11 protein-coding genes and 1 pseudogene are annotated in these 15,856 nt (G+C 72.1%); 8 read left to right on the plus strand and 4 right to left on the minus strand.

Annotated elements, in window-relative coordinates; translation table 11 throughout:
• From ACIHAR_RS34705 to ACIHAR_RS34720, 4 genes are all read left to right on the plus strand, one after another.
• On the plus strand, window positions 1-239 hold a 239-nt coding region (locus ACIHAR_RS34705; RefSeq protein ID WP_400023206.1), incomplete at its 5' end, for an alpha-glucosidase C-terminal domain-containing protein.
• A gap of 28 nt (window positions 240-267) precedes the next feature.
• A complete protein-coding gene (locus ACIHAR_RS34710; RefSeq protein ID WP_400023208.1) occupies window positions 268-1,629 on the plus strand; it encodes a maltokinase in 1,362 nt (453 codons plus the stop codon).
• 3 nt (window positions 1,630-1,632) lie between these two features.
• Window positions 1,633-3,846: a 1,4-alpha-glucan branching enzyme gene (gene glgB / locus ACIHAR_RS34715; RefSeq protein ID WP_365471167.1), complete on the plus strand. Its 2,214-nt coding sequence runs from the start codon at window positions 1,633-1,635 to the stop codon at window positions 3,844-3,846.
• Between the two features lie 57 nt (window positions 3,847-3,903).
• Window positions 3,904-4,992 (plus strand): glutamate--cysteine ligase, encoded by a 1,089-nt coding sequence (locus ACIHAR_RS34720; RefSeq protein ID WP_365471170.1) that lies wholly within the window; start codon window positions 3,904-3,906, stop codon window positions 4,990-4,992.
• 21 nt (window positions 4,993-5,013) lie between these two features.
• On the opposite strand, the gene ACIHAR_RS34725 is transcribed toward ACIHAR_RS34720, so the two are convergent.
• Window positions 5,014-5,247: a DUF6480 family protein gene (locus ACIHAR_RS34725; RefSeq protein ID WP_365471173.1), complete on the minus strand. Its 234-nt coding sequence runs from the start codon at window positions 5,245-5,247 to the stop codon at window positions 5,014-5,016.
• Window positions 5,248-5,398: 151 nt separating this feature from the next.
• Here ACIHAR_RS34725 and ACIHAR_RS34730 point away from each other — a divergent pair, with 151 nt between their 5' ends.
• On the plus strand, window positions 5,399-7,300 hold the full coding sequence (locus ACIHAR_RS34730; RefSeq protein WP_365471176.1) for an AMP-dependent synthetase/ligase: 1,902 nt from the start codon (window positions 5,399-5,401) through the stop codon (window positions 7,298-7,300).
• A gap of 19 nt (window positions 7,301-7,319) precedes the next feature.
• Here ACIHAR_RS34730 and ACIHAR_RS34735 read toward each other — a convergent pair.
• A pseudogene (locus ACIHAR_RS34735) lies at window positions 7,320-8,193 on the minus strand (short-chain dehydrogenase/reductase).
• Between the two features lie 225 nt (window positions 8,194-8,418).
• Here ACIHAR_RS34735 and ACIHAR_RS34740 point away from each other — a divergent pair.
• Window positions 8,419-8,853: an ATP-binding protein gene (locus ACIHAR_RS34740; RefSeq protein WP_365471182.1), complete on the plus strand. Its 435-nt coding sequence runs from the start codon at window positions 8,419-8,421 to the stop codon at window positions 8,851-8,853.
• A gap of 7 nt (window positions 8,854-8,860) precedes the next feature.
• Here ACIHAR_RS34740 and ACIHAR_RS34745 read toward each other — a convergent pair whose 3' ends face one another.
• Complete coding sequence (locus tag ACIHAR_RS34745) at window positions 8,861-9,322, minus strand: ATP-binding protein (protein ID WP_365471185.1); 462 nt, start codon at window positions 9,320-9,322, stop codon at window positions 8,861-8,863.
• 156 nt (window positions 9,323-9,478) lie between these two features.
• Window positions 9,479-9,850: a PRC-barrel domain containing protein gene (locus ACIHAR_RS34750; RefSeq protein WP_365471188.1), complete on the minus strand. Its 372-nt coding sequence runs from the start codon at window positions 9,848-9,850 to the stop codon at window positions 9,479-9,481.
• Window positions 9,851-10,070: 220 nt separating this feature from the next.
• Between ACIHAR_RS34750 and ACIHAR_RS34755 the strand changes: the two genes are divergently transcribed.
• Both ACIHAR_RS34755 and ACIHAR_RS34760 read left to right on the plus strand, forming a co-directional pair.
• Window positions 10,071-10,952 (plus strand): RNA polymerase sigma factor SigF, encoded by an 882-nt coding sequence (locus ACIHAR_RS34755; RefSeq protein ID WP_365471191.1) that lies wholly within the window; start codon window positions 10,071-10,073, stop codon window positions 10,950-10,952.
• 273 nt (window positions 10,953-11,225) lie between these two features.
• Complete coding sequence (locus ACIHAR_RS34760) at window positions 11,226-15,503, plus strand: HAMP domain-containing protein (protein ID WP_365471194.1); 4,278 nt, start codon at window positions 11,226-11,228, stop codon at window positions 15,501-15,503.
• Window positions 15,504-15,856 lie beyond the last annotated feature (353 nt).

Consider the following 15,856-nt stretch of genomic DNA (forward strand, 5'->3'; position numbering starts at 1 on the left):
TCGCCTTCCTCCGCGAATACGAGGACGACCTGGTCCTGTGCGTCCACAACTTCTCGCGCTTCGCCCAGCCCACCGAGCTCGACCTGCGCCGCTTCGACGGCCGCCACCCCGTGGAGCTGTTCGGCGGGGTCCGCTTCCCCGCGATCGGCGAGCTGCCGTACCTGCTGACCCTCGCAGGCCACGGTTTCTACTGGTTCCGGCTCGCCCGAGCCGCATCCCGCGTCGGCCGGCGCCTGTGAGCGTGCGCCGAGGAAAGGACGCGTCACCATGCCGAAGACCGCATCTCTGAACCCCGGCAGTGCCGTCGGCGTCCGCTCCGGCGGGACGCTCGGGGCGCTGCTGCGCGAGTGGCTGCCCCGGCAGCGCTGGTTCGCGGGCAAGGACCGGCCCCTCAACGACCTGCGTCTGCTGTCGATGACGGAGCTGTATCCGGGCTGTCTGCACCTGCTGGTGCAGACCGGCCAGTCGGGCGTGCCCTCACCGGGCGGCACTCCCCCGCCCGGGGACTGCTACCAGCTGCTCCTGGGCATCCAGCGGCATGTGTCGCCGCGCATGGGCCGGGCCCTGATCGGCAGGGTGGAGGAGGGGGCGCTGGCCGGTCTCGCGGTGCACGACGCGTTGCAGGACCCCCGGTCCGCGCATCTGCTGCTGGAGCGCATGCGGCACCCGGGCCCGCTGGGTCCGCTGACCTTCGAGTCCGACCCGTCGGTGCCGCTGCCGGCCGGGCTGGCGCCCCGCCTGCTGGAGGCGGAGCAGTCGAACACGTCCGTGGTGTACGGCGACGCGTTCATCCTGAAGGTGTTCCGGCGCATCCAGCCCGGGGTGAACCCCGATCTGGAGGTGCCGGTCGCGCTGGCGGGGCAGGGGTGCGGCCGGGTGCCGGCCCCGGTGGCGTGGTTCAGGACGACGGATCCCCAGGACGCGACGCTGGGCGTGCTGCAGCCGTTCCTGCCCGACGCCTCGGACGGCTGGACCCTGGCCTTGAACGCCCTCGCCCACGGTGACGACTTCGCGGTGGAGGCCGAGGCCCTGGGCGGGGCCACCGCGGAGGTGCACCTCGCCCTGGCCGCGGCCTTCCCGGCCGCTCCGCAGGGTGACAACGCGCGGACGGCGGCGGCGATGACCGAGCGGCTGGAGACGGCCGCGCACCACGTGGCGGCCCTCCGCCCGTACGTCCCCGGCCTGACCACCGCCTTCGGCGCGCTCGCCGTCTGCGACCCGGGTCCGCCGGCCCAGCGCATCCACGGCGATCTGCACCTCGGGCAGGTGCTGCGCGCCGGGCGCGAGTGGTTCGTCATCGACTTCGAGGGCGAGCCGTCCCGCCCGCTGGCCGAGCGGCGCAGCGCGCACTCCCCGGTGCGGGACATCGCCGGCATGCTGCGCTCCTTCGACTACGCCGCCCGCCAGCGCCGGCCCTGGCGTCCGGAGTGGGCGCGCCGCTGCCGGGAGGCCTTCTGCGCCGGCTACGCGGCCCGGGCGGGCTGGGACCCCCGCAAGAAGCACGCCCTGCTGCGTGCCTACGAGACCGACCGGGCGGTGTACGAGGTGCTGTACGAGGCCCGGCACCGCCCCGACTGGCTACCCGTACCCATGGCGGCGATCGAGCGACTCGCCGTCCGAGGAGGCTGACCCATGGCTCTGCGCGACATCTCTCTGCCCGAGTCGGCCGGCCCCCGCCCGCCCGCGGCGCCCGCGCTCGACCCGACCGACCGCGGGCGCCTGCTGGCGGGCGCCCACCACGACCCGCACGCCCTGCTGGGCGCGCACCCGGTGCCGGGCGGCATCGCCTTCCGGGCGCTGCGCCCGTTCGCCCGCTCGGTGGCCGTCGTGGTGGACGGTGAGCGCGTCCCGCTCGTCTCGGAGGGCGACGGTCTGTTCTCGGCCGTCCTGCCGCTCGAGGCGATCCCCGCGTACACGCTGCTCGTGGCGTACGAGGAAGACGGCTCGGACGAGCGGGAGGTGCACGACCCGTACCGTTTCCTGCCCTCCCTGGGCGAACTCGATCTGCACCTCATCCGTGAGGGCCGGCACGAGCAGTTGTGGAAGGCGCTCGGCGCCGAGCCGATGACCCACGAGGGGGTGGCCGGCACCCGCTTCACGGTGTGGGCGCCGAACGCCCAGGGGGTGCGGCTCGCCGCGGACTTCACCTTCTGGGACGGGACCGCCTTCCCCATGCGTTCCCTGGGCGCGTCGGGGGTGTGGGAGCTGTTCCTGCCCGGGGTCGGCGAGGGCACCCGGTACAAGTTCGAGATCCACTCCCGCTACGGCCACCGCTTCCTCAAGGCGGACCCGATGGCGCGGTGCGCGGAGGTCCCGCCGGACACCGCGTCGATCGTGCACGCCTCGCACCACGAGTGGGGCGACGAGGAGTGGATGGCGCACCGGGGTGACGTGCCCGTGCACGTGGCGCCGTTCTCGGTGTACGAGGTGCACCTGCCGTCCTGGCGACCGGGGCTGACGTACCGCGAGCTGGCCGAGGAGTTGCCCGCGTACGTCAAGGACCTCGGCTTCACCCACGTCGAGTTCATGCCGGTCGCCCAGCATCCCTTCGCGGGGTCCTGGGGTTACCAGATCACCGGTTTCTACGCTCCGACCTCGCGGCTCGGCACCCCGGACGACTTCAAGTACCTGGTGGACCGCCTCCACCGGGCCGGGATCGGCGTGATCATGGACTGGGTGCCGGCGCACTTCCCCAAGGACGACTGGGCGTTGGCGCGCTTCGACGGGGATCCGCTGTACGAGCCCGGGAACTCCCAGCGGGCCGAGCACCCCGACTGGGGGACGTTCGAGTTCGACTTCGGGCGCACCGAGGTGCGCAACTTCCTGGTGGCCAACGCGACGTACTGGTGCGAGGAGTTCCACATCGACGGTCTGCGCGTCGACGCCGTCGCCTCCATGCTGTACCTCGACTACTCGCGGGACTCGGGGCAGTGGACGCCGAACGCGTACGGCGGCCGGGAGGACCTGGACGCGATGGCGTTCCTGCAGGAGATGAACGCGACGGTGTACCGGAGGAATCCGGGCGTCGTGACCATCGCGGAGGAGTCGACGGCCTGGGGCGGGGTGACCCGGCCCACCGACAGCGGCGGTCTGGGATTCGGCCTGAAGTGGAACATGGGCTGGATGCACGACTCGCTGGAGTACATCAGCAAGGAGCCGGTGCACCGCAAGTACCACCACCACGAGATGACCTTCTCGATGATCTACGCCTACAGCGAGAACTACGTCCTGCCGATCTCCCACGACGAGGTCGTCCACGGCAAGCAGGCTCTGGTGTCGAAGATGCCGGGCGACTGGTGGCAGCGGCGTGCCAACCACCGTGCGTACCTTGGGTTCATGTGGGCGCACCCCGGCAAGCAACTCCTCTTCATGGGACAGGAGTTCGCGCAGGGCGCCGAGTGGTCGGAGGCGCACGGCCCCGAGTGGTGGCTGCTCGACCCCGGCTACTGCGCAGCCGCCGACCACCGTGGCGTACAGGACCTGGTCCGCGACCTCAACGCCCTCTACCGGGCGACCCCGTCGCTGTGGCAGCGGGACACCGACCCGGGCGGATTCCGGTGGGTGCTGTGCGACGCGGCCGACGACAACGTCTTCGCGTTCCTGCGGTACGACGCCGACGGCAGGCCGCTGCTGGCCGTCAGCAACTTCTCCCCGGTCGTCCGCCACGACTACCGTCTGGCCGTCCCCGGCGAGGTCCCCGTCTGGCACGAGGCGCTCAACACCGACGCCGCGCGCTACGGCGGCAGCGACGTCACCCACGCCGACGGGATCAAGGCGGAGAACGGGGAGATCCGGCTCACACTGCCGCCGCTCGCCACGATGTGGTGGACGCCACCGGCCGTGTGAAGCAGGCCCGACGGGGCAGTCGGGTGCGTACCACCTGCCAGAGAAAGGCTGCATGCCGTGCGCACCGTCGGAGTGGAGGAAGAACTCCTCCTGGTCGACCCGGAGACCGGGGAGCCCCAGGCCCTGTCCGCCGCCGTTCTCGCCCGCGCCACGCGGGACCCCGAGGAACCGGACGTCTTCGAGAAGGAACTGCACAACCAGATGCTGGAGTTCGCCACCCACCCGCAGTCGGGCATGGACGAACTCGGCGAGGAGATCGTCCGCATCCGCGGGGAGGCGGCGCGGCACGCCGGGGAGATCGGGTGCACGGTGGCCGCGCTGGCCACCTCCCCGCTGCCGGTGCGCCCGTCCGTCGGCATGAACCGGCGCTACCAGTGGATGGCCGAGCAGTACGGCATCGCCACCCGGGAGCAGTTGGTGTGCGGCTGTCACGTCCATGTGTCGGTCGAGTCAGACGAGGAGGGCGTCGCGGTCGTCGACCGGATCCGGCCGTGGCTGTCGGTGCTGTCGGCGCTCAGCGCCAACTCACCTTTCTGGCAGGGGAAGGAGACGGGGTACAACAGCTATCGCAGCCGGGTGTGGCAGCGCTGGCCGTCGGCCGGCCCGACCGAGCTGTTCGGGTCGGCGGAGCGCTACCACCAGCGGGTGGCGGACATGGTGGCCACGGGCACGATCCTCGACGAGGCCATGGTCTACTTCGACGCCCGGCTGTCGGCGCGCTACCCGACGGTGGAGATCCGGGTGTCGGACGTCTGTCTGCACGCGGACACCGCCGTGCTCGTGGCCACGCTGGTGCGCGGGCTCGTCGAGACCGCCGCCCGGGAGTGGAAGGCGGGCGAGGAACCGGTGGACCACAGTGTGAGCCTGCTGCGGCTGGCCGACTGGCGGGCCGCCCGCTCGGGACTGACCGGGGACCTGCTGCACCCCGCGACCATGCAGCACGCGCCGGCCGAGACGGTGGTGCGGGCGCTGCTGGACCACGTCGAGGACGCACTGGCCGACAGCGGGGACCTGGAGCGGGCCCGTGCGGCCTGCGCGCGGTTGCTGCGCGACGGCAACGGGGCCCGGATCCAGCGTGAGGTGTGGGAGCGCACCGGCAGCCTCCGCGAGGTCGTCACCACGTGCGTCCGGCACACCCAGGGCTGACGCCGGCGCGGGTCCTCCCGCTCAGAGCAGGAGGACCAGGGCGTACGCCAGGAAGAAGGCCGCGACCAGCACGGCGAGGACGATGATCAGACTGAGCGGGCCCTTGGCCCAGCCCTTGGGGGGATTGTGCGTCTCCTGGGGTCCGGCCTCGGGCATGCTGCTCTCCGCGGGCGGGGTCTCGCCCGGGGGGACACCGCCGCCCGGTTCCAGGCCGGTGCTGCGTTCCGGTTCGGGGTCGGGGTTGATGTGCGTCATGTCCTCCGAGTCCCCAGGACCGGCCGGGATCATCAACGCGGATTAGTTGTTCGTTCCCGGCCCCAAGCGGTCCTGCCTGGGCTACATTCGACCACCGTCGATAACAGTCCTCATCGGCGGAGTCACAGCCCGTACATGTCAGGAGCAGCGCATGCGCGACGTCGCCCTCGCTCCCCCAGCCGCCTCGCCCCTGACCGGAGGGCTCGCCGACAGCGTCTTCGAGACAGCCGCCCGCACCCCCACGCTCCCGGTGCTCGCCCGTCGCTCGCCGGGCTCCGCCGGGTGGGAGGAGGTGACGGCGATCGAGCTGCGCGACGAGGTGGTCGACCTGGCCAAAGGGCTGGTGGCGTCCGGGATCTCACCGGGGCACCGCGTGGCGATCATGGCGCGGACCCGTTACGAGTGGTCGGTGCTCAGCCACGCGCTGTGGGCGGTGGGCGCGGAGGTGGTGCCGGTCTACCCGACGTCCTCGCGGGACCAGGTCGAGTGGATCCTGCGGGACTCGGGCTGTGTGGGAGTGGTCGTCGAGGACGAGCAGAGCGTCATGACGGTGGGCTCGGTGTGCGCGGCGCTGCCCGCGCTGCGGCACGTCTGGCAGCTCGACGCCGGCGCGCTCGAGGAGCTCACCCGGCTCGGTGCGGACGTCCCACTGACCACGGTGGACTCGCTGCGCCGCATCGTGCTGCCGGACTCCACCGCGGCGATCGCCTACACCTCCGGCACCTCGGGCCGCCCCCTGGGCTGCGCGCTGAGCCATCGCAGCCTGGCCGCCCCCTGCGACACGCTGCTGGCCGGCTGGAGACACACGGCGGCGCCGCCCGGACAGCAGCCGTCCGTCCTCGCCTTCCTGCCGTTCTCGCACGTGTACGGCCTGATGATCCAGGGGCTGTGCATCCGCGGCGGCATCCTCATGGGCCACGAGCCCGACCTGGGCGCGGCCGCGCTCACGGAGGCCCTGCGCACCTTCCGGCCGACGTATCTGTACGCGGTGCCGTCGGTGTTCGAGAAGATCTACAAGAACTTCCTGCGCACGGCCCAGCAGTCGGGCCGCGGCGCGCTGTTCGAGCGGGCAGCGGAGACGGCCCGGGACTTCGCGGCGGCCGTCGAACGCCGGCGGCTGGGGCGGGGCTCGGGGCCCGGTTTCGACCTGCGGTTCCAGCACGCCCTCTTCGAGCGGACGGTGTACCGCAGGCTGCGCGCCGCGCTCGGCGGCCGGGTCCACCGCGCCACCTCGGGCGGCTCACCGCTCCACCGCGACCTGTCCCTCTTCTACGAGGGCATCGGCATCTACGTCCACGACGGCTACGGTCTGACCGAGACCAGCGGCGGGATCACCATGCAGCCGCTGGGCCGGGAGAAGTCGGGCACCGTGGGCCAGGCGCTGCCCGGCACCGAGATCCGCGTGGCGGACGACGGGGAGATCCTGGTCCGCGGCCCGTCGGTGTTCCAGGGCTACGTCAACGACGACGCGGCCACCCGGGCGGCGCTGCACGGCGGCTGGCTGGCCACCGGGGACCTCGGGTTCCTGGACTCCGACGGCTATCTCACGATCACCGGCCGCAAGAAGGACGTCATCATCACCAGCAGCGGCAAGAGCGTGGCGCCGACGGCCCTGGAGCAGCGGCTGCGGATGCATCCGCTGGTCCATCAGGCGGTGGTCGTGGGCGACAACCGGCCCTGCGTGGGAGCGCTGATCACCCTGGACCCGGACTTCCTGGCGCACTGGCGCGGCGGGCTGGCGATCCAGGGCGACACGCCGAGCCGGGAGGCGCGTGAGGAGAACGCCCTGCGGGACGAGATCGGGCGCGCGGTTGCCGCGGCCAACAGCGCGGTGTCCCGCTCGGAGTCCATCCGTGTCTTCCGGGTGCTGCCGGAGCCGTTCGACCAGACCAACGGGCTGCTGACCCCGTCGATGAAGCTGCGCCGCGACTCGATCGTCCAGCACTACGCGGCGGAGATCGAGGCCATGTACCAGGCGCGGGCACGTCTGCCCCGGCAGAGCACCCCGGAGGAAGTCCTGAGCTGGGACGACACGGACAACGTCTTCCGGTGAGCCGGGCGGTGGGGCGTCGTCAGCGGACGGGTCCGGCGGCCGCGCCGCCGCCGCGGCCCAGCAGTCCCGTCGGCTCGATGTCCTCGAGCCGGCCGGGGCCGCCGCTGTGCCGGCTGTGCCAGGCGACGGCGCCGGGCAGCAGGGGTCGCAGCACCCGCACCGCGCGCAGCCAGGGCTGGCCGTACAGATGGACCGCGCGCCGTTCGATCCCGTCGGCCAGCCGGCCGGCGACGGGGTCGACCGGGTAGAGCTTGGAGCCGGGCCAGGGCATCCCCGCCTTGATGCGGCGCAGGGCGGGGTGGCGGTCGGCGTCCTCGGTCATGCCGGTCTCCGTCCAGCTGAGGTAGGCGACGCCCACGCCGACGCCGCGCGGGCCGACCTCCGCGCAGCACGTGGGCGAACGCCTCGACACCACTCTTGGAGGCGCAGTACGCCGACAGCAGGGGCGCCGGGGCGAGGGCCGCCGACGAGGCGATCTGCAGGTGGTAGCCCCGGGTGGCCAGCAGACCGGGGAGGAAGGCCCGCGCGGTGTTGGCGCTGCCGACGAGGTTGACCTCGACGATGCGCCGCCACACCCGCGGGTCGCAGCGCCCGAAGGGGCCGGCCTCCGCGACGCCCGCGTTGGCCACCACCACGGACGGTGTGCCGAGCCGTCGTTCGGTCCACGCGGCCGCGTCGGCCAGGCCGGCCTCGTCCGTGACGTCGACCACCCGGTGGACGGCGGCTCCGTCGGGCAACGAGGCGGCCACCCGGGCCAGTTCGTCCCCCTCCAGGCCCAGGAGGACCACCCGTGCTCCCCGCAGGACCAGGGCCCGGCCCAGCGCCGCCCCGAGCCCTCGGGCCGCCCCCGTCACGACCGCGGTCCGGCCGCGCAGCACCGACGTTCGCGTCATCCGTGTCCCCCTCCGTCGCCCGGCCGGCGTCGCCCGCCGGCGGTCCCGTTCGGCATTGTGCGGGCGGACACGCTGTGTGGCCAGAGGGTCGCCCGGCGTGGCCTGCTCCGTCGCCGTGGAGCGGACGCGTAGCCTGCGCGGCCCCGGGAACCCTGAAGAGTGGCGACGCGAGAGAGCCGCACGAGAAAGGACGACGGCCCCGGAACGAGGGGCCGCACTGACGACATGGCAACCGAGCCCCGTGGTAACGACTCACTGGCCTCCTGGGCGATTCCGAGCCGCACCGCCCGCTTCGCGGGCGAACCGCAGGACGTGACGGGTGCGCGCCTGGCCGCGGAGGAGTTCCTCCGTGTCCTCGAACGGGCGTCACCGCCCTCGGCGCCGGAGTACTGGCACGACATCGTGCTGATCGTCACAGAGCTGGCCTCCAACGCGGTCCAGTACGCGCCGGGTCCGTTCGAACTGCAGCTGCGCCCCACCTTCGACGGGGTGCACGTCACGCTGCACGACACCAATCCCACGCCGCCGGCTCCGCGCCCGTTCCGCCCCAACAGCGGGGGCGGCGGCATCGGCTGGCATCTGATCCACACGCTGTGCAGCCAGGTCAGCGTGGTCTCGGGTGACGACGGGAAGGACGTCCACGTCTTCCTGCCCTGGTGACGCCTCGTCAGCGCCGGTCGCCGGTGCCCGGGGGTTCCGACGTCCGGGTCCGGATCGGCACGAGGACGCTGACCGTCTTCCCGCCCGACGGCCGTCGGGCGACGGAGATGTCCCGGGCCAGCCTGATGATCAGCGGCCAGCCGTAGCCGTTGCCGTGGTGGCCGGTGGGAAGCGCGCCGGATCCGTACGCCACGGAGGGAACGACGTCGCTGTGGTCGTGCACCGCGATCCGCAGTCCGTCGCGCACCGGTGTCACCTCGAACCCGGCCAGGCCGCCGCCGTGCCGGATCGCGTTGGTGACCATCTCCGACACGACCAGCAGGAGGTCGATGACGTCCTCCTCGCGTGCCGGACGCCCGGAGGCGTTCCAGCGTGCGTCGACCACCGCACGCGCGTAGGCGCGTGCGGACGCGGCGGTCGTCACCGGGGCGAGTGCCGGTCCCGTGGGTGCGAGTTCGTCCCCTCTCACGGCTCGGTCACGGTCCTCGGCGGTCGCAGCGCCGGGTCTGCGTCGGTTCGGACATCGACACCCCGTTTCTCGATCGTGGCACGCGGCGGCCGGTCTGTGGTGGGCACTTGAGGACAAGGCGGGTACCCGCGCCCGTGGGCGGGGCCGCCGGGTGGGTCAGGCGGGCGCGCTTCCGCGCGGGCTCAGGCGGTGATAATAGTCACCGACGACCGTCAGGTACGCGGGGTCCATCGTCTCGCTGTCGGTCCGGAACCGGGGGGCCTGCCTGACCTCGTCCCCGGTGCAGGCCAGTGTGACGGTGCGGCTCCGCGGATCCACGGCCGTGACGACACCCACCGGTACGACGGCGCTCCTGCCGAACAGCCAGACGCCCGTGTCGACGACCAGGTGCCACATCCCGTGGTGGCCGTCCTCGCGCTCGACGTGACCTATCGTGCCGTCGGCCGCCGTCACCCCGTACCCCGTCAGGTCCTGCCCCTCGGTATGCCCGCTGCCCGGTGCGTAGGACCAGATTCCGTCGATGGTCACGCTGCTCCCTTCTCCCGTTCCACAGCTGCGGATACCCGCCCGTCGCGGCCGCATTCAGGGCGGGTCGCACGGTTGCCGGGCCGCCGTGCGCCGTCGGCCGGGCGGTGGCGCATCCGTTACGGCATGAGTCGGGGAAGCAGGGGCAGACGGAGTGCGTCATGTGACCGGCCCGGCGATCTTCGACACGTCCCGGCGGGCCCCGACGAACGGAGTGAGCGGAATGGATGCCGTGACGGCACAGGCACCGACGGCCACGGCAGGGCAGGAGGTCACCGACGACCTGTGGGGAGGGGTTCCGCTCGTCGACACGCCCACCAGGGTCAGCCCGAAGGACGCGCGGGAGCTCTCGCGCCCCTTCTTCGACCGGCTGGCCGTCCTGGAGGAGGGCACGCCCGAGTACCAGTACGTGCGCAACACCCTGATCGAGATGAACCTGTCGCTCGTGCGGTACGCGGCCTCCCGCTTCCGCGGACGGGGCGACGCGATGGAGGACATCGTCCAGGTCGGGACGATCGGCCTGATCAAGGCGATCGACCGGTTCGAGCTGTCCCGGGAGGTCGAGTTCACCTCGTTCGCCGTTCCGTACATCGTCGGCGAGATCAAGCGCTTCTTCCGGGACACGAGCTGGGCCGTCCACGTGCCGCGCCGGCTCCAGGAGGCGAGGGTCGAACTGGCGCGGGCGACCGAGGAACTGCAGACGCGGCTCGGCCGGATGCCGACCACGCGGGAGCTGTCGCAGCTGATGTCGCTGTCCGAGGAAGAGGTCATCGAGGCGCGCAAGGCCTCGAACTGCTACACCTCCGCGTCGCTCGACGCGGCCCTCACCTCCGAGGGCGGCGCCGACGGCGAGTCCGTGCTGGCCGACTTCATCGGCACGGAGGAGCCCGCACTGGAACTCGTCGAGGACTTCCACTCCCTGGCGCCCCTGATCGCCGAACTCGATGCCCGGGAGCGGCGGATCCTGCACCTGCGGTTCGTCGAGGAGCGGACGCAGGCCGAGATCGGCCGGGAGCTGGGGATCTCACAGATGCACGTCTCGCGGCTCATCAGCCGCGTGGTGCGCCGGCTGCGCGCCGGACTGCTCGGCTCGGACCTCGCCTGAGACCCCCGGCCCGGGCCTGGGGCAAACCCTGTCGGGTACCCCGTTTCCGGCGGCCCATGCGCGGTGCGCGCCCAGTGGAATTCCTGTGCGCAGAAGGTGACGGGCCACTTTGTTCCGCCGCGGGCGCGTGGGTTAGCCTGCGGCGGATTTCTTTCGTCACGCACATCCGTGAACTGCGGAAATGCGCGCACGACATGCGGCGCCGTCCACCGGGGACGGCGTGGTTCCGAGCTCCCGTCGGGGGGGCTCCTGGGGAGCGGAACGAGGATGCGCATGACCAGCAACGCCGCCGAGGTCGTCGACACTGTCCCGGGCGACCAGGAGCTGAGGCAGCTCCTGGCCGGTCTCACGGCCGTCCGCGACGGTGACTTCGGCACCCGGCTGCCCGCCGACGGCGACGGTCTCATGGGCGACATCGCCACCGTGTTCAACGGCATGGTCGACCAGTTGTCCGTGTTCACCTCCGAAGTGACGCGCGTAGCCCGCGAGGTGGGCACGGAGGGCACCCTCGGCGGACAGGCCGAGGTGCCGGGGGTCTCCGGGACCTGGGCGGACCTGACCGACTCCGTCAACGCCATGGCGGGCAATCTGACGACCCAGGTCCGCGACATCGCGCAGGTGGCGACCGCCGTCGCCAAGGGCGACCTGTCGCAGAAGATCGACGTGCCCGCGCGCGGCGAGATCCTCCAGCTGAAGGAGACCGTCAACACGATGGTCGACCAGCTCTCCGCCTTCGCCGACGAGGTCACCCGCGTCGCCCGCGAGGTCGGCACCGAGGGCCGCCTCGGCGGCCAGGCTCAGGTGCCGGGGGTCGCGGGGGTGTGGCGGGACCTCACCGATTCGGTCAATTTCATGGCCGGAAACCTCACCGCTCAGGTCCGCAACGTCGCCCAGGTGACCACCGCGGTCGCCAAGGGCGACCTCTCGCAGAAGATCACGGTCGACGCCCGGGGCGAGATCCTGGAGCTGAAGAACACCATCAACACGATGGTCGACCAGCTCTCCGCCTTCGCCGACGAGGTCACCCGCGTCGCCCGCGAGGTCGGCACCGAGGGCCGCCTCGGCGGCCAGGCCGACGTGAAGGGCGTCAGGGGAACCTGGCGGGACCTGACCGACTCGGTGAACTTCATGGCGGGCAATCTCACCGCTCAGGTCCGCAACGTCGCCCAGGTGGCGACCGCGGTGGCGGAGGGCGACCTCTCGCAGAAGATCACCGTGGACGCCCGGGGGGAGATCCTGGAGCTGAAGAACACCATCAACACGATGGTCGACCAGCTCTCCGCCTTCGCCGACGAGGTCACCCGCGTCGCCCGCGAGGTCGGCACGGCCGGCAATCTCGGCGGGCAGGCCACGGTCCGGGGTGTCTCGGGCACCTGGAAGGACCTGACCGACAACGTCAACGTGATGGCGTCGAACCTGACGGGTCAGGTGCGCTCCATCGCCCAGGTCGCCACCGCGGTGGCGCGCGGCGACCTCTCGCAGAAGATCACCGTCGAGGCCAAGGGCGAGGTCGCCGCCCTCGCGGACGTCATCAACACGATGGTGGACACGCTGTCGGCCTTCGCCGACGAGGTCACCCGCGTCGCCCGCGAGGTCGGCACCGAGGGCCGCCTCGGCGGCCAGGCGCACGTGCCGAACGTGGCGGGCACCTGGAAGGACCTCACCGACAACGTCAACTCGATGGCCAACAACCTCACCGGCCAGGTCCGCAACATCGCGCTGGTGACGACGGCCGTGGCACGCGGCGACCTTTCGAAGAAGATCGACGTCGACGCCCGCGGCGAGATCCTCGAGCTGAAGACGACGATCAACACGATGGTCGACCAGCTCTCCGCGTTCGCCGACGAGGTCACCCGCGTCGCCCGCGAGGTCGGCACCGAGGGCCGCCTCGGCGGCCAGGCGGAGGTGGAGGGCGTCTCGGGGACCTGGAAGCGGCTGACGGAGAACGTCAACGAGCTGGCCGGCAACCTGACCCGGCAGGTCCGGGCGATCGCCGAGGTCACCAGCGCGGTCGCCGAGGGCGATCTGACGCGCTCGATCAACGTGGAGGCCTCCGGCGAGGTCGCCGAGCTCAAGGACAACATCAACTCGATGGTGGAGTCGCTGCGCGAGACCACCCGGGCCAACCAGGAACAGGACTGGCTCAAGACCAACCTGGCGCGCATCTCCGGCCTCATGCAGGGGCACCGGGACCTGCCCGTGGTGGCCGAGCTGATCATGGACGAGCTGGTGCCGCTGGTGTCGGCCCAGTTCGGCGCCTTCCACCTGGCCGAGGACGGCCCTGACGGGCCCGAGCTGCGGCTCGTGGGGGCCTACGGCTACCCCGACGACGACACCCGCCCGACCCGGATCCCGTTCGGCCGCTCGCTGGTCGGCCAGGCCGCGCGCAGCCGCCGTACGATCACGGTGGACGAGCTGCCACCGGGGTACGTGACCATCTCCTCCGGGCTCGGCGAGGTGGAGCCCAGCGCGCTGATCCTGCTGCCGATCCTGTTCGAGGGGCAGGTGCTCGGTGTCATCGAACTGGCGTCGGTGACCGCGTTCACGCAGACCCACCGGGACTTCCTGGAGCAGCTGCGGGAGACCATCGGCGTCAACGTCAACACCATCGTGGCGAACGCCCGGACCGACGAGCTGCTGGACGAGTCCCAGCGGCTGACCGCCGAACTGCAGGCCCGCTCGGCGGAGTTGCAGGCGCAGCAGGAGGAGTTGCAGCGGTCCAACGCCGAGCTGGAGGAGAAGGCCTCCCTGCTGGTGGCGCAGAACCGCGACATCGAGGCGAAGAACCTGCAGATCGAGCAGGCGCGGCAGGAACTGGAGGCGCGGGCGCAGCAGTTGTCGCTGGCGTCGAAGTACAAGTCGGAGTTCCTGGCGAACATGAGCCACGAGCTGCGCACCCCGCTCAACAGTCTGCTGATCCTCGCCCAGTTGCTCGCCCAGAACCCCTCGCGCAACCTCACCCCGAAGCAGGTCGAGTACGCGGGCATCATCCACTCCGCGGGCTCGGACCTGCTCCAGCTGATCAACGACATCCTGGACCTGTCCAAGGTCGAGGCCGGCAAGATGGACATCTCCCCGGAGCGGGTGCCGCTGCGGCAGCTCATCGAGTACGTCGAGGCGACGTTCCGGCCGATGACCTCGCAGAAGAGCCTGGAGTTCACCATCAGCACGGCCGCGGGGGCGCCCGCGGACCTGCTCACCGACGACTCCCGGCTGCGCCAGGTGCTGCGCAACCTGCTGTCCAACGCGGTCAAGTTCACCGAGCAGGGCAGTGTCGAACTGCGCATCGAGCCGGTGTCCGGGGACGAGGTGCCCGAGGGCGTGGTGCGGGGCGGCACGGTGGTGGCCTTCCGGGTGAAGGACACCGGGATCGGCATCCCGGAGCAGCAGCTGGAAACCATCTTCGGCGCCTTCCAGCAGGCGGACGGCACCACGAGCCGCAAGTACGGGGGCACGGGACTGGGGCTGTCCATCACCCGGGAGATCGCCCATCTGCTCGGCGGCGCCGTGACGGTGGACAGCACGCCGGGCAGGGGCAGCACCTTCACGCTCTATCTGCCGGTCGCCCGCGGGGACTTCGAGGAGCTGGTCGGCAGCGGGCGTCCGCTGGAGCGCGGGCAGGCCGCCGAGCCGGTGCCGCTCGTCTCCCCCTCCCCCGGTCTGCCACCGGCGCCGGGCACGGCCGGTGAGCGGCCCCGCCGACTGCTGGTGGTGGAGGAACGGCCGCGCGGTCTGCTGACCCTGGTCGCCGAGAGTGTGGTGGCGGACATCGCGCGCGCCCGGGAGGACGGCACGCCGCCGCCCCCGGTCGACATCGTGACCGCCGTGGGGGCGCAGGAGGCCGCGGGGGCGCTGGCCGCCGAACCGTGCCACTGTGTCGTGCTGGAGCTGGGGATGCCCGACGCGGAGGCCTCCCGCTTCCTGGCGGCGCTCGCGGGCGATTCCGCGCTGGCGGGCGTGCCGGTGCTCGTGCACAGCGGGCACCGGGCGGACCTCGCGCAGGAGGAGACGCTGCAGTCCCGTGCGGTGGGCCGGCCCCTGGAGTTCCTCTCCAGCCTGGACGAACTGCGCGAGCGCATCACGCTGCACCTGTCCGCCGAGCAGCCGGGGGACGTCCTCGCCCTGGTCCGCCAGGAGGAGCCGCAGCCCGTGGCGCCCCAGCCCGTGGACGACGCCGTCGTGGGACGTACGGTCCTCGTCGTCGACGACGACGCGCGCAACCTCTTCGCGCTGAGCGGGATCCTGGAGTTGTACGGCATCCGTGTCCTGCACGCCGAGAACGGGCGCGAGGGCATCGAGACGCTGCGCAACAACCCGGACATCGCTCTGGTACTGATGGACGTGATGATGCCGGAGATGGACGGGTACACGGCCACGGCCGAGATCCGCACGATGCCGCAGTACGCCGATCTGCCCATCATCGCGGTGACGGCGAAGGCGATGCCCGGCGACCGGGAGAAGAGTCTCGCCTCGGGCGCCAGCGACTACGTCACCAAGCCCGTCGACACCCACGACCTGATGTCCTGCGTCCGCCGCTGGCTGACCGCCTGAGCGCGGCCGTCCTTCCGAGTGCCGGGTGTCCGGCCGAGGAGTCAACGCACCGTGAGCATTCCCGAACAGCCGCACGAGACGCACGACGGACTTGCAGGTCCCGCGTCGGGCGCGTCCGTCCCCGCGGGGAACGGCGCCGCACCGGGGCTGCCCGAGGGCGGCCCGTCCGGCACGGCGGCCCCGCACCAGGAACACGCGCCCGTCGTCCCGCCGGCCCCGGCAGGCGGGCCCGACGGCCGGGGCGAACCGGTCGGGGCCCCGGCCGGTCACCCGTCCGCGGCACAGGGCCTCGCCGGCCCGTCGTACCCGGCCGAGGCCGTCAGCGGTCAGCCGTCCGGGGCGCCGGGCCGGGC

It is taken from the genome of Streptomyces sp. NPDC052016 (assembly GCF_044548445.1).
In the GTDB taxonomy this organism is placed as follows: domain Bacteria; phylum Actinomycetota; class Actinomycetes; order Streptomycetales; family Streptomycetaceae; genus Streptomyces.

Coding starts and splice junctions, on each gene's coding strand:
- glgB (WP_365471167.1), top strand. CDS start 1,633: ATGGCTCTGCGCGACATCTCTCTGCCCGAGTCGGCCGGCCCCCGCCCG.
- ACIHAR_RS34740 (WP_365471182.1), top strand. CDS start 8,419: ATGGCAACCGAGCCCCGTGGTAACGACTCACTGGCCTCCTGGGCGATT.
- ACIHAR_RS34730 (WP_365471176.1), top strand. CDS start 5,399: ATGCGCGACGTCGCCCTCGCTCCCCCAGCCGCCTCGCCCCTGACCGGA.
- ACIHAR_RS34760 (WP_365471194.1), top strand. CDS start 11,226: ATGACCAGCAACGCCGCCGAGGTCGTCGACACTGTCCCGGGCGACCAG.
- ACIHAR_RS34755 (WP_365471191.1), top strand. CDS start 10,071: ATGGATGCCGTGACGGCACAGGCACCGACGGCCACGGCAGGGCAGGAG.
- ACIHAR_RS34710 (WP_400023208.1), top strand. CDS start 268: ATGCCGAAGACCGCATCTCTGAACCCCGGCAGTGCCGTCGGCGTCCGC.
- ACIHAR_RS34725 (WP_365471173.1), bottom strand. CDS start 5,247: ATGACGCACATCAACCCCGACCCCGAACCGGAACGCAGCACCGGCCTG.